General features: G+C 36.2%; 24 protein-coding genes. 17 read left to right on the plus strand and 7 right to left on the minus strand.

Going from position 1 to position 24185, the window contains the following annotated elements; all coding sequences use genetic code 11:
• Nucleotides 1-4: 4 nt before the first annotated feature.
• From FJR38_RS24090 to FJR38_RS24110, 5 genes are all read right to left on the minus strand, one after another.
• Nucleotides 5-166, minus strand: a complete 162-nt coding sequence (locus FJR38_RS24090) for a hypothetical protein (RefSeq protein WP_168539862.1) — start codon at nt 164-166, stop codon at nt 5-7.
• 67 nt (nt 167-233) lie between these two features.
• A complete protein-coding gene (locus tag FJR38_RS24095; protein ID WP_168539967.1) occupies nt 234-1376 on the minus strand; it encodes an IS4 family transposase in 1143 nt (380 codons plus the stop codon).
• Between the two features lie 103 nt (nt 1377-1479).
• Nucleotides 1480-1917, minus strand: a complete 438-nt coding sequence (locus FJR38_RS24100) for a DUF4435 domain-containing protein (RefSeq protein WP_168539864.1) — start codon at nt 1915-1917, stop codon at nt 1480-1482.
• Nucleotides 1914-3272 (minus strand): AAA family ATPase, encoded by a 1359-nt coding sequence (locus FJR38_RS24105; RefSeq protein WP_168496931.1) that lies wholly within the window; start codon nt 3270-3272, stop codon nt 1914-1916. The genes FJR38_RS24100 and FJR38_RS24105 overlap by 4 nt, the downstream gene beginning before the upstream one ends.
• A 58-nt stretch (nt 3273-3330) precedes the next feature.
• A complete protein-coding gene (locus FJR38_RS24110; protein WP_168496928.1) occupies nt 3331-3756 on the minus strand; it encodes a hypothetical protein in 426 nt (141 codons plus the stop codon).
• Between the two features lie 313 nt (nt 3757-4069).
• Between FJR38_RS24110 and FJR38_RS24115 the strand changes: the two genes are divergently transcribed.
• The 4 genes from FJR38_RS24115 (at nt 4070) to FJR38_RS24130 (ending at nt 8972) form a co-directional block, all read left to right on the plus strand.
• On the plus strand, nt 4070-4528 hold the full coding sequence (locus FJR38_RS24115) for a BLUF domain-containing protein (protein ID WP_217359400.1): 459 nt from the start codon (nt 4070-4072) through the stop codon (nt 4526-4528).
• A 74-nt stretch (nt 4529-4602) separates the two neighbouring features.
• The gene (locus FJR38_RS24120; protein WP_168539866.1) at nt 4603-6450 is read left to right on the plus strand and encodes a S8 family peptidase; all 1848 of its coding nucleotides are present in this window, start codon (nt 4603-4605) and stop codon (nt 6448-6450) included.
• Between the two features lie 166 nt (nt 6451-6616).
• Nucleotides 6617-6844 (plus strand): hypothetical protein, encoded by a 228-nt coding sequence (locus FJR38_RS24125; protein WP_168539868.1) that lies wholly within the window; start codon nt 6617-6619, stop codon nt 6842-6844.
• Between the two features lie 694 nt (nt 6845-7538).
• A complete protein-coding gene (locus FJR38_RS24130; protein ID WP_168496922.1) occupies nt 7539-8972 on the plus strand; it encodes a cyclic nucleotide-binding domain-containing protein in 1434 nt (477 codons plus the stop codon).
• Between the two features lie 37 nt (nt 8973-9009).
• On the opposite strand, the gene FJR38_RS24135 is transcribed toward FJR38_RS24130, so the two are convergent.
• Entirely contained in the window at nt 9010-9606 is a 597-nt protein-coding gene (locus FJR38_RS24135; RefSeq protein WP_168496920.1) for a glyoxalase-like domain protein, read from the minus strand.
• 221 nt (nt 9607-9827) lie between these two features.
• Between FJR38_RS24135 and FJR38_RS24140 the strand changes: the two genes are divergently transcribed.
• The 11 genes from FJR38_RS24140 (at nt 9828) to FJR38_RS24185 (ending at nt 20990) form a co-directional block, all read left to right on the plus strand.
• Nucleotides 9828-10451 (plus strand): sigma-70 family RNA polymerase sigma factor, encoded by a 624-nt coding sequence (locus FJR38_RS24140; RefSeq protein ID WP_168496917.1) that lies wholly within the window; start codon nt 9828-9830, stop codon nt 10449-10451.
• A 106-nt stretch (nt 10452-10557) separates the two neighbouring features.
• Complete coding sequence (locus tag FJR38_RS24145) at nt 10558-11619, plus strand: lipopolysaccharide assembly protein LapB (protein ID WP_168539870.1); 1062 nt, start codon at nt 10558-10560, stop codon at nt 11617-11619.
• Nucleotides 11620-12037: 418 nt separating this feature from the next.
• On the plus strand, nt 12038-13021 hold the full coding sequence (locus tag FJR38_RS24150; protein ID WP_168539872.1) for a mechanosensitive ion channel family protein: 984 nt from the start codon (nt 12038-12040) through the stop codon (nt 13019-13021).
• A 17-nt stretch (nt 13022-13038) separates the two neighbouring features.
• Nucleotides 13039-13992: a mechanosensitive ion channel domain-containing protein gene (locus tag FJR38_RS24155; protein WP_371418280.1), complete on the plus strand. Its 954-nt coding sequence runs from the start codon at nt 13039-13041 to the stop codon at nt 13990-13992.
• Between the two features lie 19 nt (nt 13993-14011).
• Nucleotides 14012-14173 carry a hypothetical protein gene (locus FJR38_RS29430; protein ID WP_371418281.1) on the plus strand — a complete coding sequence of 54 codons (162 nt, stop codon included), beginning with the start codon at nt 14012-14014 and terminating at the stop codon, nt 14171-14173.
• A gap of 132 nt (nt 14174-14305) precedes the next feature.
• Complete coding sequence (locus FJR38_RS24160; protein WP_168496909.1) at nt 14306-14899, plus strand: TetR/AcrR family transcriptional regulator; 594 nt, start codon at nt 14306-14308, stop codon at nt 14897-14899.
• Nucleotides 14900-15245: 346 nt separating this feature from the next.
• Nucleotides 15246-16706: an efflux RND transporter periplasmic adaptor subunit gene (locus FJR38_RS24165; protein ID WP_168539874.1), complete on the plus strand. Its 1461-nt coding sequence runs from the start codon at nt 15246-15248 to the stop codon at nt 16704-16706.
• A gap of 123 nt (nt 16707-16829) precedes the next feature.
• On the plus strand, nt 16830-18047 hold the full coding sequence (locus FJR38_RS24170; RefSeq protein ID WP_168539876.1) for an ABC transporter permease: 1218 nt from the start codon (nt 16830-16832) through the stop codon (nt 18045-18047).
• A gap of 31 nt (nt 18048-18078) precedes the next feature.
• Nucleotides 18079-18837 (plus strand): ABC transporter ATP-binding protein, encoded by a 759-nt coding sequence (locus FJR38_RS24175; protein WP_168539878.1) that lies wholly within the window; start codon nt 18079-18081, stop codon nt 18835-18837.
• A gap of 276 nt (nt 18838-19113) precedes the next feature.
• Nucleotides 19114-20547, plus strand: coding sequence for a GTP-binding protein (locus FJR38_RS24180; RefSeq protein WP_168496901.1), 1434 nt, complete (start codon nt 19114-19116; stop codon nt 20545-20547).
• Nucleotides 20544-20990 carry an SRPBCC family protein gene (locus FJR38_RS24185; RefSeq protein WP_168539880.1) on the plus strand — a complete coding sequence of 149 codons (447 nt, stop codon included), beginning with the start codon at nt 20544-20546 and terminating at the stop codon, nt 20988-20990. The genes FJR38_RS24180 and FJR38_RS24185 overlap by 4 nt, the downstream gene beginning before the upstream one ends.
• Before the next feature lie 17 nt (nt 20991-21007).
• Here the strand turns inward: FJR38_RS24185 and FJR38_RS24190 are convergent, their stop codons facing one another.
• Nucleotides 21008-21823 (minus strand): SirB1 family protein, encoded by an 816-nt coding sequence (locus tag FJR38_RS24190; RefSeq protein ID WP_168539882.1) that lies wholly within the window; start codon nt 21821-21823, stop codon nt 21008-21010.
• Nucleotides 21824-22062: 239 nt separating this feature from the next.
• Here FJR38_RS24190 and FJR38_RS24195 point away from each other — a divergent pair, with 239 nt between their 5' ends.
• Nucleotides 22063-22317: a TIGR03643 family protein gene (locus FJR38_RS24195; RefSeq protein ID WP_168539884.1), complete on the plus strand. Its 255-nt coding sequence runs from the start codon at nt 22063-22065 to the stop codon at nt 22315-22317.
• Between the two features lie 201 nt (nt 22318-22518).
• The gene (gene glcD / locus FJR38_RS24200) at nt 22519-23997 is read left to right on the plus strand and encodes a glycolate oxidase subunit GlcD (RefSeq protein WP_168539886.1); all 1479 of its coding nucleotides are present in this window, start codon (nt 22519-22521) and stop codon (nt 23995-23997) included.
• The last annotated feature ends 188 nt before the right edge of the window (nt 23998-24185 follow it).

Genomic DNA, 24185 nt, shown 5'->3' on the forward strand with positions numbered 1-24185 from the left:
ATTATTACTTTTTTTCAGTAATTAGCCGTTTTTCTAAATCTTCATCTTTCAAGTAAAAAGCTTGAGATTTATTCTTGACTTCTTGAATTAGTTTCACTTCATTAAATTGCCAAGTTTTTTCATCAATAAATTTGCTAAAAGTTATACCTTCAAAAGTGAGATTCAATCCATCAGATTGAGAAATATAACGTAAATAACCAATTGCAACACCACTGACGGGATGACGAAAATGGTTAAGATGCAGACAGAATAAGCCTCATAGCTCTCTCACCCTGTTGATAATACTTCCACTTATTAGGAGATAATCTCAATAGTGACCTAACTAATTCCCTACAATTATCTATGAAATTAACCCAAGATTGGGCATATAATCCAATATAAAAACTACTATGTCTTCTTTGAGTCCGCCCATATTCCTTCACTCGACCAATATATTTCTGGATACCTTTGCGTTTAATTTCTTGCCCTTGTATTGTGGCACTTGTATAAGCAATTGATATTAATAAAATTATCGATATTAACCGATTATTTGTAAGTTTTGTGTCTTCTAAATTATAACCTCCACTTTTAAAATCACGGAACATTTCTTCTATACAAAATCGCTTCTTATAGGCGGAAATTGCTAATTCCAAACTATCTAAATTGGTTAAAATAAACCACCCTTCCTTTGGGGCTACTCCTAAGATTTTACGTTTCCATTTACAGGCAACATTAAAACTTGTAAAACCATGTTTTTTCGTAACTTTAACTCCGGCTAAAAAGAAAGCAACTCCTGGTGACAAACCTAAATTATTTAAATCTACCCAAATTTCTTTTTTTATTTCTACAAATTCACTCTTTTTAAGTCTTGTACAAAAACATAAACCCTCGTCTTTTAACCAGTTTGCCAGTTTTATGGAACAAAATTCCCTGTCCCCTAATACGCAAATTTTATAGTTATTAAAAATTGGTAAAATTTTCTTCACCATTCGTGACTGCTCCTCAAAGTTACTGCTGCCTAACTTTGGCAATAACTCAAAATATACAGGAATTGCTCTTTGGTCCCAAACTATACTAATCATGAATAAATTTATGCGTCCCCAAGCCGTCCTATCCATGACTACATAAATTAATTCTTCATCTTTCAAATATGTTTCTAAAAATGTTTTCACAATCGGAAACCAGATTTTCTCAATTGTTAGGTTTGGTAAACATAGAAATCTCTGTATTTTTCTTTTTCTACTTTCAAATTTAATCGGAATTGGTAGGGCAGTAGCCAAAGCTTCTAAACTTACTCTTTTCAATGATTGCAGCAGAATAATCATAATTTTGAGCAAGATATACTCTGCCAGATTCAATTGATTTTTTAAGTGTGTTTTGTAGAATTCAGGTAACATTATCAATAGATAGTCCTTATTGAGAAAAGTGCTTCTATCTTTTTTTACCATAAATCGGTACAATCTCTATCTGATAAGCTTTTTAGACTATTTCGTCATCCCGTCAGGCAACACCAACTGAAGTTAATACTTCTCTAATGTTTCGATTTAACTGGGTAATTTTTTCTTCAGAACCAAATTCACTAACTACTTTTTCTAAAGCCGGTGACTGAATTAACATAGTTTCCAGATCATGAGTATCGGTGAGAAGTAGATTAGGACTTGTGACTGGTGTATTTTGCTGACGATCAAAATCTGCGTCAACAATTGCTAAAACTCCCTGAAAATTTGATTTTTCCAAAATTTCTAAAATGTTAATAGCACGCTGTTTACTAGAAGGTTTTCCCGCAGTAATGACTAATTCACAACCTAATTTATCAACAAATCGCTCATAGAAAGTTTTATCAGAACTTCCTTCAACTAATAAGAAAGTTCCTGCATAAGTGCTACGTCGTAATCTTATTTGGTTAGCAACACGGTCAACGGTTAAAAATTCTCTCATTTTACCGGACCTTTCAATTCAACTGTTAAATCCCAGCGATCTTGTATTATATCTGGTGAATGAGTAGCGATGAGAATATCTAAATCAGTCAGCTTTGTAATCTCTTGCAAGTCCTTTAAAAACTGCACTTGCCAACCTACATGAAGAGATAATTCAGGTTCATCAATCAAAACTAAGGAATTAGGTTCAACTTTAAATAGTAGTTCATATAAAAGCACTAATTCATGTTGTTCACCTGATGACAAATCAGTTGGTGAAAGTATTTTTGAATCAGATAATGAAGAATCATAAAGTGTTGTAAAAGTGAATCCCTTTTCTTTGCTAAAGTTGATCTCTTTATAGGAAAATTTATTATTAATAATCTTCTTCAATAAATTAATTTTAGTCGCTATTTCGGTAAAAACATTTAGCTTTTTTTCTACGTCTTCAATATATACTGATAAAGCATTTTTTGTACTTTCATCTATGTCTTGTGGCTGAATTTGAAACTCTGAATTTTCATCTTGATCTAAAAGACCTACTTCTATCAGACGAGAGCGAGTTTCTTCAAGTTCATTGAGTTGATTACGCAGTTTTTCATCTGTTATATCTGATGATAACTGTTGTTTTACTACCCTCATGGGAAAACTTCTATCCAGAGATTGAGATATTGTTCCATATTCCTTAAACTTGTCTTGCATCAACTTGGCAAGTTCATCAGAATATGCAGATACAGTTGATAACATTGAAGGTCTTATATCATCCAACTTATCTTCTATACCGCTCATCTCTCTTGTCAGTTCATCACTATATAGAAGTCCAGTTGATAACATTGAAAGTCTTCTATCATCGCTTAATTTAGAATGACGATTAGGAAATACATTTAATAACCGTTGCGATTCTATAAAACGAATATGAATATTATTCTTTAACTTTTTTAACCATTCAACCTCTTCTTTTGATTTTACTATAGATGATATATAATCATATAATGAGACAGATTTATCTTCTGCACTTGGGAATTTTGGTCTAAAAGAAGTATTTTCTGGAGTAAAAGTATAAACCCATTTTTTAGCCGACGTATTCGGTTGATAAAAATTAAAAATAATATTATTCTCTATCTTTTCTCCATCATTATAATTTTTGATAATCTCAATATTACTACCATCATTAAATTCAACGCAAAATTTACTAAAGGGAATAGTTTCTAACTCCGAGTATTGGGAGTTAAAAAATCCATTTAAAATTCTCAACATGGCTGTTTTACCAAAACCATTAGGACCATGAATGACGGTGATTCTATCATCCATATTCAACGGAATTACATGATCAAAAATTCCGAATAAGCCATTAACGGAAATTTGCTTAATTCGCATAATAATTAACTCCCATATTCCTAAACTTTATCAAGCTTTATAGCTTCCTGATTTTTCACTATGTTTCAATTTGTAAATTCTTTAATGTCTCCTGTAAAAACTTACCCCATTTTGCTGCTAAGGGAACTTCTGTAAAGGGAACACAAATTGATTTAGTATTATTCAATAAAAACTCTAATTCAATTTTGCGACCTTTTGGGGGTGGATTTTCTATATCTACAGAATTACCATTTACCAAAAAGCGAATTTCTTGAACATCTAATAAAGAAAAAGTTTCTAAATTAATTGGTCCTTTAGTTGTGGGTTTTCCCCAAGTAATATCATTACCCTTTTGAGCTAATACTGCATAGATATCATATTTAGCCCGTTCAAATTCTTCTGCCCAAATTTGATATGTTTGGAGTTTTTTAAATTCCTGTGAACCTTGCCACGCTAACCAAAAAAATGCCACTAATAAAGGCAACCATAAAAGACCACGTTCCATATTAATTCGTAATACCTCTTTTAGAGGAGCTTTGCTAATGTATATTCCTTAAAATTATAACCGTTCTGGATTCAATCAGAATACCAAAGTCTTGAGTGGGAAATAATTTCAAGAATTGTTGCGGATTTCACTCAACTGCATACCCTTATATGCAATATTAGTACAAATACAAAATATCGCTTATTAGATACTAGTAAATTCAGTAATTACAAGTAACTCAAAATTTAAACCTTGACCAATATCATTGGTGTGGAGAAGTCTGTAATTAAAACTTACTAGACATTTAAGGTATTACGCAGAATAATCAGGAGACATGATGAGTTTATACCGTCTAATTTACAGTAGTTATGCAAAATCAGATATGGGGTATCATGATCTCAAAGATATCATGGAAAAATCTGAGAACAACAACCGTTCTGAAGGGGTTACAGGACTACTCTGTTATGGTGATTCGATATTTTTGCAGATATTAGAAGGCGATTCCTGCGGAGCGCTTCGCTATCGCACAGTAATTAGTAAAACTTATCATCGCATTGCCCTAGACACGCGCCATCATACACCTGAATTGATTGAATTTATTCCCATCGAAAGCCGTCTTTTTGGGGTTTGGTCTATGAAAGCAGTAAATATTAGTGATTTGAATTCTCAGCAAGTGAGAAATTTGATTTTAAAGTATTCAGCATCTACTACCTTGCAACCACATACTATGACATCACAGCAGTGTCTTAACCTAATGCAAGCACTGGCTATATTATTTGAGAAAGCCATCTAATTTTGATAGAAGCGATGATACCTAATACTCCCTATTATGAGTTATCGTAGTGAGCAAACTGACAAGAAGCGGTGATGAAAAAACTTATATTATTGTGCTTGTTTATCATCGGACTGACTGCTGCTGTGTTTGGGTTTCTGAATTTTCAGGGACTAGCAGCTAAAGGTGACTTTGAGACAATTCTGCTCGATTTTCGGGAAGATATTGGAGAAATTGCCATTAAAAAGGATTTAGAAGCGATCGCACAACAATATCATGTTACCCCCCAACTGGATAATAAATATTCAGCAGCGGATAATGTGTATATTATCAAAGGAGATCGCCAACGGCTGAAAGAGTTAAGAAAATCTCCTTTTGCCAAAGTCACAGAATTTATTGAACCAAATTACATTTATAGAACCGTACCCGAAGGTAAAGCTACTTGGTTGGGTGAACTTTTAGCACCCCAAAATGATCAAGAACCAACTTCTTCCTTAATCGGTCCCAATGACCAGTATTACAGCAAACAGTGGAATTTGCACAAAATCGGCATAGAAGCCGCATGGACTCGCAGTAAAGGCAGTGGTATCACCGTTGCCGTCATTGATACCGGGATTACCCAAGTCCGCGATTTACATGAAACCAAATTTGTCAAAGGCTACGATTTTGTCAACGACACAGAAGAAGCCAAAGACGACAACGGACATGGAACTCATGTAGCTGGTACAGTTGCCCAAGCCACCAATAACGCCTATGGTGTCGCTGGAGTTGCCTATGAAGCCAACCTGATGCCCTTAAAGGTCTTAAATGCTGACGGTGCAGGAACAGTGGCTGATATTGCCGAAGCCATCAAATTTGCGGCTGATAACGGCGCAGATGTGATTAACATGAGCTTAGGTGGTGGTGGAGCCAGCCAACTCATGGAAGATGCTGTTAAATACGCCTACAACAAAGGTGTAACTATCATTGCTGCCGCCGGAAATGAAGACACCAACGGCGTTAGTTATCCCGCCCGTTATGATCATGTTATCGGTGTTGCCGCTTTTGGACCAGACGGCGAAAGAGCATCCTATTCTAACTATGGTGCTGGTGTGGATATTTCCGCCCCTGGTGGTAGTGAAACCGGGACAATTCTCCAAGAAACCATCAACGAAGACGGCGAAGGTGTATTTCTGGGACTCCAAGGCACAAGTATGGCTTCTCCCCACGTTGCAGGTGTAGCGGCATTAGTTAAAGCCTTGGGAATCAAAGAACCCGATGAAATTTTACAGGTTCTGCAACAGTCAGCCAGAGTCATTCAAGATGACGGTTTGAACTATTATGGGGCTGGACAACTCAACGCCGAAGCCGCAGTGAAATTAGCCAGCGACGGCATAATAAGTGTTCCTGACTTTTTCCGGTGGTTGCGAGAACAGGGTTATCTTAATCCCGGCTTTTGGATAGATGGCGGTGCGATCGCTTTAATGCCTAAAATCTTAATGGTAGTAGGTTCTTATCTCCTGGCTTGGTTCTTACGGGTTTACTTCCCCTTTGCTTGGAGTTGGTCTTTATCCAGTGGGTTAATTTTTGGTAGTTCTGGCTTATTCTTCCTCAAAGGATTTTATATCTTTGATCTTCCCCAATGGCCTTTCCGGGTTTTAGGTAGTTCTATTCCTGAATTAGGTAATACTTTACAGGGAACGGACGCATTAAATCCTCTTTTTGCCAGTGTTTTAATTCCCCTGGTTTTAATATCCTTGTTTTTAGGACATCCCAGTTGGAAATGGTTTGCTATTGGTTCAACTTTAGGAATAACGGCTTTTTTAACAGTTAGTGCTGTTTATGATCCTGCTGTCTGGGGTTTAGGAAGTAGTAACCTAGCAAGAATCTTTCTCCTCGTCAATGCTTTACTTTGTTACGGACTAGCTCGTTTAGCATTGAAAAAAGACGAACAAACTGCTTAATTAGGTAATTGGTAATTGGTAAGAGTTTTTCTATTACCCATTACCAACTAATAATTGACAATTGACAATTGACAATTGACAACTAACAACTGAAAATTGACAACTAACAACTGAAAATTGACAACTGACAACTGACAACTGACAACTAACAACTGACAACTAACAAATGACTATTACAGCTACTGGTACTATTGAACGGCGAAATATTGGTCTTGGTGCTTGGGCTTTTGTGACAGAAGATGGTGTTACTTATGAACTACCCAAAAGTTCTGATAAAAGCTTACTCAAAGCAGGACAAAAAGCCAAAGTTACAGGAAAAGTCAGAGAAGATGTGATGACAACAGCAATGATAGGTTCTGTTCTAGAGGTTCATGATTTTGAGGTGTTGTCATAATTTAGATAATTGACAATTGACAATTGACAATTGACAATTGACAATTGTCAATTATTGAATGTGATTTAGATATATTTTCTTAATTTTCCGCATATTATTACTTTTTTATACGTAAATAGGACTTACACAATAACTCTCTGAAACTCTTATTTCTCCGTGTCCTCTGCGTCCTCTGCGGTATGGCTAACGCCACGCTTCGCGTTAGCGATACGTTTTTTCATGATTTTGCGTAAGTTCTGGTAAATTTTTGAGAAGCCCTGCGTTACTAAAAGTCTGTCAAATACATTTTGACGAATAAAGAAGAAACGAACCACGTTCTGCAAAGCAGTTCCCGAAGGGTAGGACGCAAAGAGCGCGAAGGAAGAAGGAAGAAGAAAGAAAGAAGAATAAAGATTATTTACCCGTCAATTACTTTTTGACAGACTACTAGAAGTCGCGAATACATAGACAAAACCCACGGAGGTGGGTTTCAAACTCTTGATTTTTCATTAGCTTACTGAGCTTGCGATGTCCTGAGCGAAGCCGAAGGGTCGAAGTAAGTAGGCTCTATTATATTCGCCCGAAACTTTTCCTTGTTTCAAATATTCCCCTTGAAAAGTTCATTAAATAATTGTAAAATGTCACCAGTATACTGAAAATAATGAGTATGCAAAAACACTAAAAATCAGATCAAAACTTTAAAGTAAGAAAACTGATGATTCACTACCTAAAATATATATGGTCATATATCTATGCCCTGTTGAATTATGCTTTGTTTACTTTTGGAGAAGTCAACTTTTCCGTTAGTAGTCTGAGTTTTTTATTGTTTAACTTGACTATTGTTTGGGGAATAATTAAAGGAGTTCAATTTTTTCTCAAACAGTTTCTATTGATTCGCTTAGGAATTGATTTAGGGACTCGTGAAGCCATTACTACCTTAATTACATACTTTATTGGCTTAGTTGGTAGCTTAATTGCTTTAGAGTCTATTGGCTTTAGTTTATCGTCTCTTGTAGTTGTTGCTGGAGGTTTAGGAGTCGGAATTGGGTTAGGTTTACAAGATATGGCTCGTGATTTAAGCAGCGGAATTATTATTCTTTTGCGACGCACAATTAAAGTCAATGATTTTTTACAATTTGGTAGTAATCAAGAATTTGAAGATCTCCAAGGTACAGTTAAAAATATTTCTCTGCTTTCTACCTTGATTAATACTGAAGATGGTGCAACTTTAATTATGCCGAATAGTTCTTTAGTAACTTCACCTATTTTAAATTGGAGTTATGGGGGAAATTGTAATCGTGTAAAAATTCCGATTCGGATTCATCCTGATAGTGATATTGTTCTATTCACAGAAACTGTTTTAACAACTGTTAATCAAGAGCCAATCGTTGTTAATGATCCTGCTCCCGAATTAATTTTTAATGAATTAGGTTTGAAATATTTTGAGTTTGAGTTACAAGCTTGGATAAATAGTGCTAGAGATGACGAAGACGCGAAAACAAAGCTTAATTATGCCATTGAATATAATTTGAGACAACGTGGTATTAGTGTTAGTTTTCCTGACTATAGTATTTATTTACATAAATCTCCACCACCTTTAGAAACTGCTCCTAAGCCTCCATTATCTCCTGATATCTCGATTAGAGATTTACTCCGAAAAGTTCCTTACTTTGCCAATTTTACGGAATTAGAACTCCGTAAATTAATTGAAATTGGTTCTCGGAAACGTCTGAATGCGGGAGAAGTTCTCTTTCAAGAAGGTGAAGCTGGAGATGCTTTCTATATTATTTTAGAAGGTTCTGTAGATATTTTTGTGGCTAAGATAAATAAACACTTAACTACTTTAAATAGGGGGGCTTTTTTTGGAGAATTATCTTTAATTTTAGGAATTCCTCGGACGGCTTCTGTAAAAGCGATAGAAGCAACAATTGTCTTTGGTATTTATCGTCAGGCGTTTGAAAAACTACTACAAGATCAACCTGATTTTGCGGAATTAATTATTCAAGAGTTATCCACACATCAAGAAGAATTAACCGAACGTAAAAAACAATTACAACAAATGGGAATAGTTGATGATGAAGAAGATGATGGTAATTTAGGAATTTGGGTGCGTAAACGCTTACAACAAATCTTTTCCTTGTCTTTTTAATGATCTCCTTGGTGGGCATTGCCCACCATAATCATGACTAATTTGCTACCTCAGCCATTTCAATTACGCGCCCGTCGTAATCTTTGATCAAAAAATTCAAGGGCTTTTGGTTACGAATCTTGAACTTTAAACCCCGTATTTCCACTCGCATTAAAATTAATTCTAGACAGTCATGGTCAAAGCAAACATGGCGTTGCTGATCTTTTTTGCCTAAACTTGCACCTGTAATGATATGTAATTGAGTATTTTTCTTGAGTTGATACCAAAGCCCGTCATTACCATTATTCATGGTGCTGTTAGACCAACTGGGACTTGTGGACATATACAGCGGGTCAATACCTGTTGCACCAATAGTTTGCTCGTAGTTGTAATAATAGTGCAAAGGAACTTCAGCTACTGGCAAATCTAGCAATCCTTCATATAACTGTCGGGCAATTTCTAAATCTGACACCATGACAGTATAAACTTTGGGGGCGCTAGTCAGGAACATCCACATAGCGCCGGCGTAAGCTGCCAGGAGCATGATCATAATCCCTTGGGTGGAAAATAGGCTATCCAAGGGTAGGGAAGGTAAAAACGACCCTAAAGTAAGTGGACTAAGCAGGGACAAAATGGAACTAGCTGCTATAACCATGAACAAACCGTATCAAAATATTGGTATAAAGGAGGCGCTTTGAGTATTGTCAATTAAGACTAACATTAAGTCCTTGTTTCTAGTTTATCAAGAGTCTAGTAGTCTGAGCTTAGTCTACCAACTAACAGACATCAAGATATTATTAACGATGCTTCCGCTAGGCGTTGCGATCGCATAACCATTCCTTAGTATATTCTAACAACTATCTAGTCAAGAGAATTGTGCAAATTCCTCATTTTCCCGAAGCTAATCACCCATTGGTGAAGTCGCTATTTCATCATAGTGATCAAGAACTACTGAGTCTGTTTCAACGATATCCAGATTATGGCAAGTATTTTACGGTGATTTTTTGCCGTTATAGCCCTATAGTTTACACTTTAATTCGGCATTCAGCGCGATCGCCTGTGCAAGCTGATTATTTGTTTGCTCTCATCTGGCGACATATATATTACGAATTAGGTGGACTGGATTTAAACCAACCAGGCACTGGACAAGATTCTATCACCCTGCAAAACTGGTTAATTAACATTACTGCCTTCTGTATTAATGATATTAAACTACCACCAACGGAAGCTATTCATTATTCTCTCAAGGATACTTCACCGCCCCTCTGGTGTTATGTAGAACAGGCATTAGATCAACTCCCAGCAATATCACGTTTAATAGTCTTAATGGCGCAAACTTTCCACTGGAGCGAAACTAGAATTGCTGCTTATTTGCAAGCTGAAGGAGAACAAATTTCCCCGGCTGAAGTTGCAAATTCTCTCCAAGCAGGTTATCAGATGCTCGAAGATAAATTACCTGCTGATATTCGGGCTATTTACTTAGGCGAAGATTCGATTTAGTCATAACTTAGCTATAATAATCACAATAGCTCATCTACTGCACTCAAACCAAGTGTGAAAGCTATTACACCATTTATTTACAGCCGGAATTTCACGGTTAAATATTATGAAACAGCGGCATTTTTTACCAGGGAAGACAATTAATATAGCCAATTTGCAGCTTTGCACCTTTTACATTTTACTATTCACCTGTTTGTTTAATACTACAAGTGTAAAAGCCAATGATATTACACAACAAATTCACCGTCCCTTAAATAACACCGCTAACAAACCGTCACGAGATGGAGCAGATAGATTATTAAAATTGGGTAGACAGCAATTATCATTAGGATTTCCAGATAAAGCCCTGAAATCAAGTTTACAAGCCTTAGAAATTTATCAATCATTGGGTGACTTAAAAGCCCAAGGTTTAACCTATGATTTATTAGCCAATACTTATCTACAATTAGATGATATCAAAAATGCCGAAGATGCTATTCGGAGACAATTAGCGATCGCTCGTGATAATCGAGACTTCCAAAATCAGATATTTGCTCTCAATAATCTGAGTAGTTTATTTCTAGAAAAGGGCGAAAATGTCGCCGCAGAACAAACACTTCAAGAAGCTTTAGTCATTGCCAGAAATGTAACTAACATTGAAGGACAAGGACTATCTTTAAGTAATTTAAGCTTAGTTGCCCTCAGAAGAGGTGATTATAATAAAGCCATCAAAATTGGTGAATATGCCTTAACATTCCGCCGCCAACTTGGTGATGCTATCGGTGAAGCCAACACATTGAATAACCTTGGAGATGCTTATTTAGCGATCGGCGATTATCAAAATACCATTGGTAGTTATGGTTCAGCAATGCGGTTAGCTAAAAAGAGTTTTGAGCGCCCTAACCAATTACGAGCCATTGATGGTTTAGTCACAGCCCATGCTGCTGTAGGGCGTTATAGTCGAGCATTAGAACTGTTAGAAAATCGTGTCGCCATCACCGATTCAATTAGAAACCCAGCCGAAGATTTAAAATATTTAGCAATTTCTGGGGAAATCTATGAAAGAATGGGTAACTTTGCCAAAGCCAAAGATTTATATCAGCAAGCTATTTCCATAGCTCAAAGATTAGAAGATAGTAAACAACAAAGTTTCTTAGTTAATAGACTTAACGACTTAAAAGGACGTTAATTTTTGCAGAAAAATTCCGAATTTTAGGGACTTCCAAATAAAAAAACACTCAACCACCTAACGTAAAAAACCTCACTTCGACCCTTCGGCTTCGCTCAGGGCATCGCAAGCTCAGTGACCACTCAAACCCTTATTCCTCTGCGCCTCTGCGGTATGCGCTGCACGCACGCTACGCTAACGTTACTCTAGATAATTTATTTCTTGGAAGTCCCTTAACGACTGGAAATCACAAATAAACAGACAAAACCCTTAATTTTTCATGAGTCCACGGAGGTGGACTTTGTTTGTGTAGTAGCGATTTATAATCGCCCAATATTAAAATCCGTTGAGCAAAAGTTATAGAGAATAGTATATAGTGTCATACGAGATGACATTTTCAATGGCTTCTTAATTTATTGTCTCTGTAAGTTAGCAAAACATGAATGAATCAATCATTACTCAGTTTTTCTCACCTCAATTACAGAAAATTTATGAACAAATTATTACACCTTACCAAAAATGGCTAATATTTACTTGTTTATTGAGCATTAGTGATATTTTCTTATTAATCGTTCTACAAAAAAGTTGGCTTAAATATATAGAAATTCCCCTGGGTTTATCAATAGCCATTGTCGTAGGTGTCTTAACCGCTCGACTATTTGATAAATTCTTCAATTATTACTTGCTAGAGTCAGCTATTAAGCAAAAAATGAATGGTGAAATATTAATAGTATCTAATATTATCGCCAAAGGTCTCATTTCTATCATCATCTTCTGCATTTTTGCCCAGACTCATCAAATTAATCTTTTAGGTTTAGTAACGAGTTTAGGAATCGGTGGAGTTGCATTAGCATTTGCAGCTAAACAAACCTTGCAACAGTTATTAGGTGGAATTGTAATTTATATTGATAGACCTTTTGTGGTTGATGATTATATTGGTTTACCTGATGGGACATTTGGTAGAGTAGAATCAATAGGTTTACGTTCTACAAAAATTAGAAATTCCGGTAAAGGAACTTTAACTATAGTTCCCAATGATTCCCTCATACAATTAAGTATCGAAAATTTTACCGGCGGCAAAAAAGTTGTTTCCTTAATTTATTTGAAATTCTATCAAGAAATTAATGACAACGAAAAAGCTTTAATTCGTCAAGTGATCTTAGAAAGTAGCAAAGATTTATTTGGCATAGATTCCCGGAATACAGAAGTGAATTTTAAAGATATATACCACAAAGAAAAAAATAATACTACTCAGGCACAAATTAGCTTTTTTATTCTCGGTGCTGGTGAAATAGGTATGGATATACGTCATCAATTACTAGACATAGCTAAACAAAATATTACTATGCAGCTTCAAGGATTTGGTATTGATTTTGATGTTGCAGATGAACCAGTTAATATTGATGCACCCATCACAATTTAAACAAGTAAGTACATAAAATGCAGATTTTAGTTGATATTCAAACTTGGTTGTCAATAGATGAAGAAACACGCAAATTTCTGATTTTATTAGGAATAAATTTAGGAATTTTCTGTTTCTTTTTTCTCATCTCTTTGTTAGTTGGTAAATATACTCCTGGGTTGTTAAAAATAGTCGTTCATAAATTTACACCCCAGACAATAGTCAAGATTTATGAAAGCTTAATTGATCCTCTAGAAAACCTCCTGAAAATTACAGGTACTTTCGTTCTTATTTCTGTATCTACAAATTTACTGCAACAATATTCAGGCTTTTATCTATTCCTGAAATTTTTTCTAAATTTAGCAGTAATTAGCAGTTTTGCAGCTTTAGTATCTCGCTTGTTTCGTCAAGTTCTGCGCGTCTATGGCATTGAGTTAATTCGCAAAGTAGGGTTAGAAATTGACGAATTACTACTGGTTTCGGAAACTGTTTTTAATATCATGATTGGGTTTATAGCCGCTTTAGCATTTGCCCAGAGTCAAAATATCAACTTAATAGGTTTAATTGCCGGTTTGGGTATTGGGGGTATAGCTGTTGCTTTTGCTGCTCAAAGCACTTTAGAACAAATATTTGGCACAATTGTTTTATATCTAGATCGTCCTTTTGTTCCTGGAGAATACATTCGTGTCAATTTAAGTTCTCAAGGGATATTATTTGCTCGCATAGAATCTATTGGTTTACGTTCTACAAAACTAAGAACTGCTGCAAAAAGTACCTTGGTAATTGTTCCTAATTCAGTTATGGCCAAAGTTGATATTGAAAATATCACCAGAGGTAAAAAGTTAATGGTTTTACTTTATCTTGATTTTGCTCGCTTCCTAGAAAAAGCTGAAGAAGCATTACTAGAAAAAGTGATCAAGGAAAGTACCAATACTTTATTTGGAATTGATCCTAACAGTACCAAAATTAACTTATTTCCCCAAGTAAGATAAATCAGGAGTTCGCGCTAGGGTGAGTTTCTTTATTTTGGGTTCTCATGAAAATTCAATTGATTTTCGTAAGCGGTTATTGGAATTAGCCAATGAACATATTTCTAAAAAGTTGCTTAGTTACGGCATAGAATTTACCATGAAAGAACCAACTCTTTATGTTGAGTCACCGATGACAATTTAATTGTATAAATGAGAGAGTTAGCACAGCCAAATCCGCTTTGACTAATTTGCAAAAATCTGTAAAATTCCTGGTTCTTGTTCTTGACAAGACAATTAACAACTGTTAAATTAATAAGTGACTACACACTTATTTATGGCACGCACAACAAAAATCACTAATGAGCAAATTTTAGATGCAGCCCGGGAAATATTTCTACAACAAGGATTTGGGGCTTCAACCTTAGAAATTGCCCAAAAAGCTGGAATTTCGGAAGCATCTATTTTTAAACGCTTTTCAACCAAAGAAAAACTATTTTTTGCGTCAATGGGAATTGCGGAAAGACCCCCTTGGGTGGAAGAACTGGATTCTTTATCTGGAAAAGGGAATCTCAGAGAAAACCTCATTAATTTGTGTCTACAAACCTTAGAGTTTCATCGTCAAGTGATGCCACGATTGATGATGTTAAAAGCGTGCGGTAATCTACTTCCAGAAACGGCAAGTATAATCAAATCAAAACCTATCCGCGAGGTCAAAGTATTTACTAACTTCCTAGCAAAAGAAATAGAACAAGGACGTTTGCGCCCTAGCGACCCTCAGACTATTGCTATGATATTGTTAGGATCATTAATGAACTATGTTTTTTTAGAGCAAATGCACCCCGGAGAATTTATCAAAACCGAAGAAACAATCTTTGTCCAGAATCTCGTAGATATTGTTTGGCAAGGAATTGCACCCATTCAAGATTAATTGTACAACTTCACCTTAACCTTTTTTTTCAAGGATTAATAAGTGATTACTTACATTTTATTGGTGGTGCTATTTGATTGGTAATTATTACATATTCATCTGCGTTTATCTGCGTTTATCCTCTTACATCTGCGGTTAATTTTTTACTTCTTGTACCTCACTAAAATGAGAATTGCTATATATTCACCCAATCAGGTGATGGCTCATCCTAGATTTAATTGTTAGTATCAATGAAAGTTAATACTCAAGAATGTATTAATTTTATGACTTTTACAAATAGTATTTTTGCATCTTCAATTCCAAAACAATTAACAACCTTCAATTTTAGTAATTGCTGCCAAATAATATGACGTTCTACATAGAAATTCCCTTAATTCGCAAAAAAGTTAAATATCCATTGCGTTGGTTAATGGGTTTAATCGCTAGTGGTGTCTTAATTGTGGGAACAACAACCACTATCAAAACCATACAAGAAAGAAATAAACCGCCAGATATTAGTAAATTGACTGTTCCTGTAGCAGCACAAAGCGTCACCGTGAGAATTACTGCTAGTGGAAAAGTACAACCGGTTGAAAGTGTGAATATTAGTCCTAAAAGTCCTGGACTTTTAGCAGATTTAAAAGTTGAACAAGGAGAAACTGTAGAAAAAGGACAAATTATTGCGCGTATGGATAATTCGGAAATTAGAATGCGAATTCTCCAATACAAAGCTAACTTAGAACAGACAAAAGCACAGTTAGCGGAAAGTCAAGCTGGAACTCGTCCCGAAGATATTGCCCAAGCTAAAGCCCGTGTAGCCCAAGCACAGGCACAATTAGCGATCGCCCGTGATGGAAATCGTTTACAGGAAATTCAACAAGCACAGGCTCAAGTAGACTCAGCAAAAGCTTCTGTAGAACTAACTCAATCTAGATTAAGACGTAATCAAGATTTGGCTAAAGAAGGCGCTATTTCCCAAGATACTTTAGAACAATATATCAGTGAAGATAGAAAAGCAAAAGCTAATTTGCAAGAAGCTCAAAAACGATTATCTTTATTGCAAATTGGCAACCGCACCGAAGATATTCAAAGGCAACAAGCAATAGTTAATCAAGAACGGGAAGGATTACGAAAACTAGAAAATGGTAATCGTCCCGAAGAAATTGCCAGATTCAAAGCAGCGGTAGTTGCAGCAGCGGCTCAATTACAACAACAACAAGTACAATTAGAAGATACAATTATTCGCGCTCCTTTTTCGGGAATTATTACCCAGAGATATGCCACATTAGGAGGATATGTAAGTCCAGCAATTTCCGCTTCTAGTAATGCTTCTGCTACCTCAACTTCGATAGTTGCTTTAGCTAAAGGTTTAGAAGTTTTAGCTAATGTTCCCGAAGTAGATATATCCCAAATTAAACAAGGACAAAAAGTAGAAATTATTGTTGATGCTTATCCAGATGAAGTGTTTCAAGGTACTGTGCGTTTGATTGCTCCTGAAGCTGTGGTAGATCAAAATGTGACATCTTTTCAAGTACGAGTGAATTTGAATACAGGCAAAGATAAATTACGTTCAGGAATGAATGTTAGTGAAGTCACTTTTATTGGTGATACTGTTGATAATGCTTTGTTAATTCCCCAAGAGGTGATTGTTACCCAATCAGGAAAAACAGGTGTTTGGGTGGCAGATACTCAGAATAAACCAGAATTTCGTCCGGTGAAAATTGGGGCAAATATTGATAGTCAAATTCAGGTTTTAGATGGTTTAAAAGCTGGAGAAAGGGTATTTATTGAACTACCTAAAGAGAAGGGGCGTAAACCATCGCAATAGTAATTTATGAAGATTGCATGAAAATGTTAAACTTTTATTTCTGTCTTGAGAATGGACTCAGACATTGGCTGAATTAAAAGAGGAATTAGGAATTGAATTGTAAATTTCACATTTAACAAAATTATGGATATTTTAGAAAGTGTAAAAATGGCAACTACTACTTTATTAGCTAATAAGCTGCGTAGTAGTTTAACAATGTTAGGAATTATCATCGGTAATGCTTCAGTTATTGCCATGATTGGGATTGGAGAAGGAGCGCAAAAATTAGCTACTGAACAATTTGAATCTTTGGGACCTAATTTACTATTTATCATTCCTGGTAGTCCAGAAAGTCGTAACCGAGTCATAGAGATACCCAAAACTTTAGTTTTAGAAGATGCTAAAGCTATAGCTAAACAAGTTCGTGCTATTAAAGATGTTGCTCCAGAAATTAATACCAGAACTACTATTACCTACCGCAACAAAAACTCTAGTAGTTCCATTATTGGGACTACTCCTAATTATCTCGCTGTGCGGAGTGTTGAAATAGAAAAAGGAAGATTTTTCAATGAATTAGATATTAAACGTAGTTTACCAGTGGTGGTATTAGGTCCAGAATTAGCAAGAAAACTGTTTGGTAATCAAAGTCCCATTGGTCAAAATATCCGCATTAAAAATGTTAGTTTTGAAGTGATTGGTTTAACCGTAGCTAAAGGGACATTTTTAGGAAATAACAATGATGATATTGCCTTTATTCCCATTACTACTATGTCCGGTCGCATTGTGGGGAGAACATCTCCCTATGGGATTGATTTATCTTTGATTTCTGTATCTGCTAAAGATGAAAATAGCATTAGAGCGGCAGAATTTCAACTTACCAATTTATTGCGATTACGTCACAAGATTACCCAGGAAGATGATTTTACAATTCGGACTCAGAAAAACATTTTAGATATTATTAGCACGATTACAAATGGCTTAACTTTAATGTTAGCTGCCATTGCCGGTATTTCCCTATTAGTTGGTGGAATTGGAATCATGAATATTATGCTCGTTTCCGTCACTGAACGTACCCAAGAAATTGGACTGAGAAAAGCCATTGGTGCAACTCAACAAGACATCTTAATTCAATTCATGATTGAAGCCGTTATTCTCTCAATTGCTGGTGGTATATTGGGAATTGCTTTAGGTGGTGGAAGTGTGATTTTAATTAGTATGGTTACACCTTTAGAAGCTGGGATATCTGCTTCCGCAGTCATCTTAGCTGCTAGTGTTTCAGGGAGTATTGGTTTATTTTTTGGTGTCGTTCCGGCTCGTCGTGCGGCTCAACTTGATCCCATGGTAGCACTGAGAACGGCGTAATTTTTAATTTAAAAAAAGGCAATAAATATTTATGGCTAATACTCTGACTTTTAATGATGCAAATATTCCCCGTTCTACACCAGAATCAGGAATTATTCGTTTAGAGGATATTTTCAAAGTTTATGGGATTGGGGAAACAGAAGTAAAGGCACTCAATCAAGTCAATTTGGTGATAGAACAAGGTGAATATTGTTCAATTATGGGTCCTTCTGGTTCAGGTAAATCAACAGCCATGAATATTATCGGTTGTTTAGATCGTCCTACTAATGGAAATTATTATTTAGATAATTTGAATGTTGCTCAAATGAGTGATACAGAATTGGCGCATATTCGGAATAAAAAACTAGGGTTTGTCTTTCAACAATTCCATTTATTAAACCAATTAACAGCCTTAGAAAATGTGATGTTACCAATGGTATATGCTGGTGTGAAAATTAGTGAAAGAAAAGAACGAGCCACATCTGCATTAATCAAAGTCGGTTTAGAAAATCGTCTCCATAACAAACCTACTCAATTATCAGGTGGACAACAACAAAGAGTAGCGATCGCTCGTGCTATTGTCAACCAACCCGTTGTTCTCCTCGCAGATGAACCCACCGGCGCTCTGGATTCTCACACTACTCAAGAAGTATTAGAATTGTTTAGTGAACTGAATAGCAGCGGTATCACCGTTGTTATAGTCACCCATGAATCAGAAGTTGCGCGTCAAACTAAACGGATTGTTTGGTTTCGTGATGGTGAAGTTGTTCATTCTCATCTTACTCCCAATGAATTACACCAATTAGTATGATCGCAGGAGTCGTAGGGGCGAAGCATTCGGAAAATGGCCTTAGACAAAAAATGGATAATTTATCACCCGAATGCTTCGCCCTTATAGGAGTATGGCTTACGCCACGCTGCGCTATCAGAAAGAAGAATGAATAGGACTTACGCAAAATCTCTCTGAAACCCTCTTTTCTTCGTGTTCTTCGTTCCTTCGTGGTTCGTTCTTTCCTAACTTGTACGTAAGTCATGATGAAGAAAGAAGGACATTTTTTCTTCTCCTCCCAATTACCAATTACCTAAAATGAATACAATACCTGAACCTATCCCCAACTGGGAAGAAGAACTAGACAACGCCATTTTTACCTTTGACGATATTCAAGCCGAACTTAACTATAAACAAGCCAAAACTGCACTGAAAAACTTAGTTAATAATCTCGATCTTTCTCCTGCGGAAAAATCAGGTTTAGAAACAGAAATTAACGACTTAGAAACCATGCTAGATAAACTAGAAAGTATGGTAGTTCAAATTGCAGCTTTTGGAATGGTAGGACGTGGTAAATCTTCTCTTCTCAATGCTTTAGTCGGTCAAGAAGTCTTTATTACAGGTCCCCTACATGGTGTTACTCGTGATGCTCAAACAGTTAATTGGAGTATTAGCAAAGAAGCTTTAGGAACTTTAAAAGCCACATTACCAAGCAATGGCCAATCCCAAGTAGAATTAATTGATACTCCTGGATTAGACGAAGTAGACGGTGAAACCCGCGCAGCTTTAGCTGAACAAATTGCTAAACAAGCCGATCTAATTCTCTTTGTGATTTCTGGAGATATGACTAAAATTGAACAAATGGCTTTATCTCAGTTGCGAGAAGTAGGTAAACCGATAATTTTAGTATTTAATAAAGTTGACCAATATCCCGAAACAGACAGACAAGTAATTTACAAAAAAATTCGAGATGATCGGGTAAGAGAATTACTTTCACCATCAGAAATTGTCATGGCCGCAGCTTCTCCACTGGTAAAAATTGCGGTGCAAAATCCAGATGGGACAAGAGGTATAAAATTGCAAAAAGGCAAATCACAAGTTGAAGAATTAAAACTGAAAATTTTGGAAATTCTGCAACGAGAAGGTAAAGCATTAGTGGCTTTAAATACTATGCTTTATGCTGATAACGTGAATGAACAATTGGTACAACGAAAACTGATAATTAGGGAAGAAAACGCCAATCAGTTAATTTGGAAAGCAGTAATAACTAAAGCATTAGCGATCGCTCTCAATCCTGTGACTGTAGTTGATATCCTCAGTGCTGTTATTATTGATATTGCTTTAATTTTAGGCTTATCTAAACTTTACGGTATCCCCATGACAGAAGCTGGTGCAGTCCAATTACTCCAAAAAATCGCCTTGAGTATGGGTGGTATTGGTGCTAGTGAATTATTAGCAAACTTGGGTTTAAGTGGTTTAAAAACCTTACTGGGTATCTCTGCAACAGCAACCGCAGGCATGACAATTGGACCCTATTTATCCATAGCTATTACTCAAGCAGGAGTAGCTGGTGTATCATCTTATGGTATTGGACAAGTCACCAAAACTTATTTAGCAAATGGGGCAAATTGGGGACCAGATGGACCAAAAGCAGTAGTTAGTCGAATTTTATCAACATTAGATGAAACTTCAATTTTAAACCGGATTAAAGATGAATTAATGACTAAAGTTAAATTGAGAAAACAATTATGAAATCCGCCCAAATCTTAGAACAAACAATTAGTATTAATGCCCCAGCAACAGTAGTAGAAAGCTGTTTTACCGACTTAACTCTCATGCACCGTTGGCTTAACCCTGTGCTGCGTTGTGAACCTGTAGGAGAAACATGGAGTACAGATATCGGGAGTCAAAGCCGATTTATTATCCAAATTCCCGGACTAAAACCGACTTTAAACACAGTAGTTGTAGAACGACAACCAGGTTTGGTAGTATGGGGATTCAAAGGATTTTTCCAAGGAAGCGATCGCTGGGAATGTCAACCAATTACCAATGGAACATTATTACTCAACCGTTTCGAGTTCCAAATTCCTAACCCTTTAGTTAGTTGGGGTTTTAACACCTTTGCAGCAAGTTGGACAAAAGCTGATATGGAAGCCCAACTCCGTCGTCTCAAAAGAATAGCAGAAACATCATAGTTATTACCAACAAATCATTAATTCAACTTAGCCAGTAATTGACGAATTACATCTGCATCTTTAGCATTAGGAACTTTGACTAAATAAATTTGTAGATCCTCCACCGCTTGGGAAAATTGCCCAAGTTGGTAATACAGTAACCCTCTATCTCTCAATTCCAAACTGGCTTCGGGAAACAACATTAAAATCCGTTCTACCGTTCCCAGACTCCTTTCCAAATCTTGCTGCTGAAGATAAATATACTTTAAATTCGTCAACATTCGCGCCAAAAATTGCCGATTACTCACAACTGCTAAAAACTCAGGTTTTAGAGTTACAGAGTGTTGATAAATTTGTGAAAGTCTTTCTTGACAGTCTTGGGTAAACATCACCTCACCACCATTAAAAGCATCCACAAAAATGCCTATATCTTCAACATCTGGACGAATTAGGAAATGTCCCGGCATTCCCACCCCCACCATCGGAAAATCAATCCGTTTAGCCACCTCCATATAAACCAAAGCCAAACTAATGGGAATCCCCATTTTCCGTTCAATCACATCATTTAAAAAACTATTCCGGGGATCATAATAATCAATTTTATTACCATGAAAACCCAATTCCTCGTATAAATATTGATTAATACTCTGAATAACCCGCAGTGGATACCGTGAAGATGGCAACCGTTCCTCTAACTCCAGTGCCATTGTATCAATAGCATTAAGATACTCTTCCGTATCAATATCAGGATACTCTTCCTGGGCAATATACAAAGCCGCCCTTGCCAAGTTAATATACTCGTCAGGCTGCTGAATCTCCTGGTAAAAATACTGTCGTGCTGACGAAAAATTCATAAGCAATAAGGATGAAGCAACTGGAGAAAAGTACAGAGTTTTTTTGTACCTACTCCTATTTTAGGGTATTGAGCAGATTTATGAATATAAATTCTCCTATTTCTCTGAAAATAACAACCCTGAAAAAATAATTTAAGTTGCTTTACTGTATTTTGACAAGTAGAATAGAAATATTTATACTCTCAAAACAAAAGCTTGCTTATGACACATTTATTCAAATTCTCGCCATACTTACAAAGATGAAACTACCTGAACTAGATTCTGAAACCATAGATCGCATTATAGAAATGGCCTGGGAAGATAGAACACCATTTGATGTGATAGAAAAGCAATTTGGACTCTTAGAAAAACAAGTAATTGCCCTCATGAGAAGGGAAATGAAATCATCCAGCTTCCAAATGTGGAGAGAAAGAGTTACCAAACGCAAAACTAAACATTTAGAAAAAAGAGAATTTATTGCAGGTAGATTTAAATCCCAAAATCAGAAAACATAAATTCACCCAAAATATACAAGCTCAAAACTGGTGGAATATTCATAATTATCATACCAAATAAGCGTTTCTTGTTACCAGTCTGGAAACTAATCTTCTTCCTATTCTCCGCGCCTCTGCGTCTCTGCGTGAAAAAAAAACAACTTCCATAACCACACCAATAGCCTTAAAATAAAAATAAACATCTACTAATAAAAAAAACCGATGCTTACCCAAGATAAAAAAGATCAAAAACAAATCAACTGGAAACCCATCATCAAAAAATTCATTGCTGTACTAGGTGAAAAAGGCGTAGTTCAACGCAAAGAAGAACTCCTTACCTATGAATGTGACGGCTTAACCAGCTATCGTCAACGTCCCCCAGTCGCAGTATTACCCCGAACAACAGAACAAGTAGCAGAAGTTGTCAAAATTTGTAATCAATACTCCGTTCCATTCATTGCTAGAGGTTCTGGCACAGGTTTATCAGGTGGTGCTTTACCATCAGAAAATTCCGTTTTAATTGTTACTTCCTTAATGCGACAAATCCTTAGCATTGATTTAGAAAATCAGCGGGCTGTTGTCCAACCTGGAGTCATTAATAGTTGGGTAACTCAAGCCGTTAGCGGTGCTGGTTTTTACTTTGCACCTGATCCTTCTAGTCAAATTATTTGTTCAATTGGTGGTAATATTGCCGAAAATTCAGGAGGGGTACATTGTTTAAAATATGGTGTCACTACTAACCATGTTTTAGGTTTAAAACTTGTGCTTCCTGATGGTTCAATTGTTAATGTCGGGGGACAAATTCCCGAAACACCAGGTTATGATTTAACAGGTGTATTTGTCGGTTCAGAAGGAACATTAGGAATTGCTACAGAAATCACTTTAAAGATTCTCAAAAGTGCTGAATCAATTTGTGTATTATTAGCAGATTTTACCAGTGTAGAAGCTGCCGCAGCTACTGTTTCTGATATTATCAGTGCGGGGATTATTCCCGGTGGTATGGAAATGATGGATAATATTAGTATTAATGCCGTAGAAGATGTTGTTGCTACTAATTGTTATCCCCGTGATGCTACGGCTATTTTGTTAGTAGAAATTGATGGTTTAGAAGTAGAAGTTTCTGCCAATAAACAGCGGGTAACAGAAATTTGTAAACAAAATGGGGCGCGAAATGTGACTACTGCTAGTGACCCAGAAACTAGATTAAAATTATGGAAAGGTAGGAAAGCAGCTTTTGCAGCAGCGGGGCATATCAGTCCAGATTATTATGTACAAGATGGGGTGATTCCTCGCACTCAGTTAACTTATGTACTGAAGGAAATTGAGAGTTTAAGCCAAAAATATGGTTATTCAATTGCTAATGTTTTTCATGCTGGTGATGGTAATCTACATCCACTAATTTTATTTGATAATTCTATACATGGAGAATTAGAAAAAGTAGAAGAATTGGGCGGAGAGATCCTCAAACTATGTGTAAAAGTTGGTGGTAGCATTTCCGGTGAACATGGTATTGGTGCTGATAAAAAATGCTATATGCCGGATATGTTTAGTGAAGCTGATTTGGAAACTATGCAATGGGTAAGACAGGTTTTTAATCCCCAAGGTTTAGCAAATCCTGGCAAGATTTTTCCCACACCACGGACTTGTGGAGAAGCTGCTAAGGCATCTATTCAGAGTTTCCCTGGTGTGGAAAGATTTTAAGTTAATTGTCGTTGGGGCAAGGAACAGGGAACAGGGAATAGGGAATAGGGAATAGGGAACAGGAAGAAAGTTTTGGGCAATTCTTTAAATTTTTCTGTTCACCTACTTACAAAATTTGGTGTTGCTGATTAAGAGTATGATTTTGTTTCACGCAGAGGCGCAGAGTCACAGAGAGTAAGAGTTTGAAA

Origin of the sequence: Anabaena sp. UHCC 0253, assembly GCF_009712085.1 — a bacterium.
Lineage (GTDB): Bacteria > Cyanobacteriota > Cyanobacteriia > Cyanobacteriales > Nostocaceae > Dolichospermum.

Bases quoted from the DNA above. Each gene is read 5' to 3' on its own strand.
- FJR38_RS24095 (WP_168539967.1), bottom strand. From the start codon at position 1,376: ATGTTACCTGAATTCTACAAAACACACTTAAAAAATCAATTGAATCTG.
- FJR38_RS24100 (WP_168539864.1), bottom strand. From the start codon at position 1,917: ATGAGAGAATTTTTAACCGTTGACCGTGTTGCTAACCAAATAAGATTA.
- FJR38_RS24105 (WP_168496931.1), bottom strand. From the start codon at position 3,272: ATGCGAATTAAGCAAATTTCCGTTAATGGCTTATTCGGAATTTTTGAT.
- FJR38_RS24110 (WP_168496928.1), bottom strand. From the start codon at position 3,756: ATGGAACGTGGTCTTTTATGGTTGCCTTTATTAGTGGCATTTTTTTGG.
- FJR38_RS24115 (WP_217359400.1), top strand. From the start codon at position 4,070: ATGATGAGTTTATACCGTCTAATTTACAGTAGTTATGCAAAATCAGAT.
- FJR38_RS24120 (WP_168539866.1), top strand. From the start codon at position 4,603: ATGAAAAAACTTATATTATTGTGCTTGTTTATCATCGGACTGACTGCT.
- FJR38_RS24125 (WP_168539868.1), top strand. From the start codon at position 6,617: ATGACTATTACAGCTACTGGTACTATTGAACGGCGAAATATTGGTCTT.
- FJR38_RS24130 (WP_168496922.1), top strand. From the start codon at position 7,539: ATGATTCACTACCTAAAATATATATGGTCATATATCTATGCCCTGTTG.
- FJR38_RS24135 (WP_168496920.1), bottom strand. From the start codon at position 9,606: ATGGTTATAGCAGCTAGTTCCATTTTGTCCCTGCTTAGTCCACTTACT.
- FJR38_RS24145 (WP_168539870.1), top strand. From the start codon at position 10,558: ATGAAACAGCGGCATTTTTTACCAGGGAAGACAATTAATATAGCCAAT.
- FJR38_RS24150 (WP_168539872.1), top strand. From the start codon at position 12,038: ATGAATGAATCAATCATTACTCAGTTTTTCTCACCTCAATTACAGAAA.
- FJR38_RS24155 (WP_371418280.1), top strand. From the start codon at position 13,039: ATGCAGATTTTAGTTGATATTCAAACTTGGTTGTCAATAGATGAAGAA.
- FJR38_RS24160 (WP_168496909.1), top strand. From the start codon at position 14,306: ATGGCACGCACAACAAAAATCACTAATGAGCAAATTTTAGATGCAGCC.
- FJR38_RS24165 (WP_168539874.1), top strand. From the start codon at position 15,246: ATGACGTTCTACATAGAAATTCCCTTAATTCGCAAAAAAGTTAAATAT.
- FJR38_RS24170 (WP_168539876.1), top strand. From the start codon at position 16,830: ATGGATATTTTAGAAAGTGTAAAAATGGCAACTACTACTTTATTAGCT.
- FJR38_RS24175 (WP_168539878.1), top strand. From the start codon at position 18,079: ATGGCTAATACTCTGACTTTTAATGATGCAAATATTCCCCGTTCTACA.
- FJR38_RS24180 (WP_168496901.1), top strand. From the start codon at position 19,114: ATGAATACAATACCTGAACCTATCCCCAACTGGGAAGAAGAACTAGAC.
- FJR38_RS24185 (WP_168539880.1), top strand. From the start codon at position 20,544: ATGAAATCCGCCCAAATCTTAGAACAAACAATTAGTATTAATGCCCCA.
- FJR38_RS24190 (WP_168539882.1), bottom strand. From the start codon at position 21,823: ATGAATTTTTCGTCAGCACGACAGTATTTTTACCAGGAGATTCAGCAG.
- FJR38_RS24195 (WP_168539884.1), top strand. From the start codon at position 22,063: ATGAAACTACCTGAACTAGATTCTGAAACCATAGATCGCATTATAGAA.
- glcD (WP_168539886.1), top strand. From the start codon at position 22,519: ATGCTTACCCAAGATAAAAAAGATCAAAAACAAATCAACTGGAAACCC.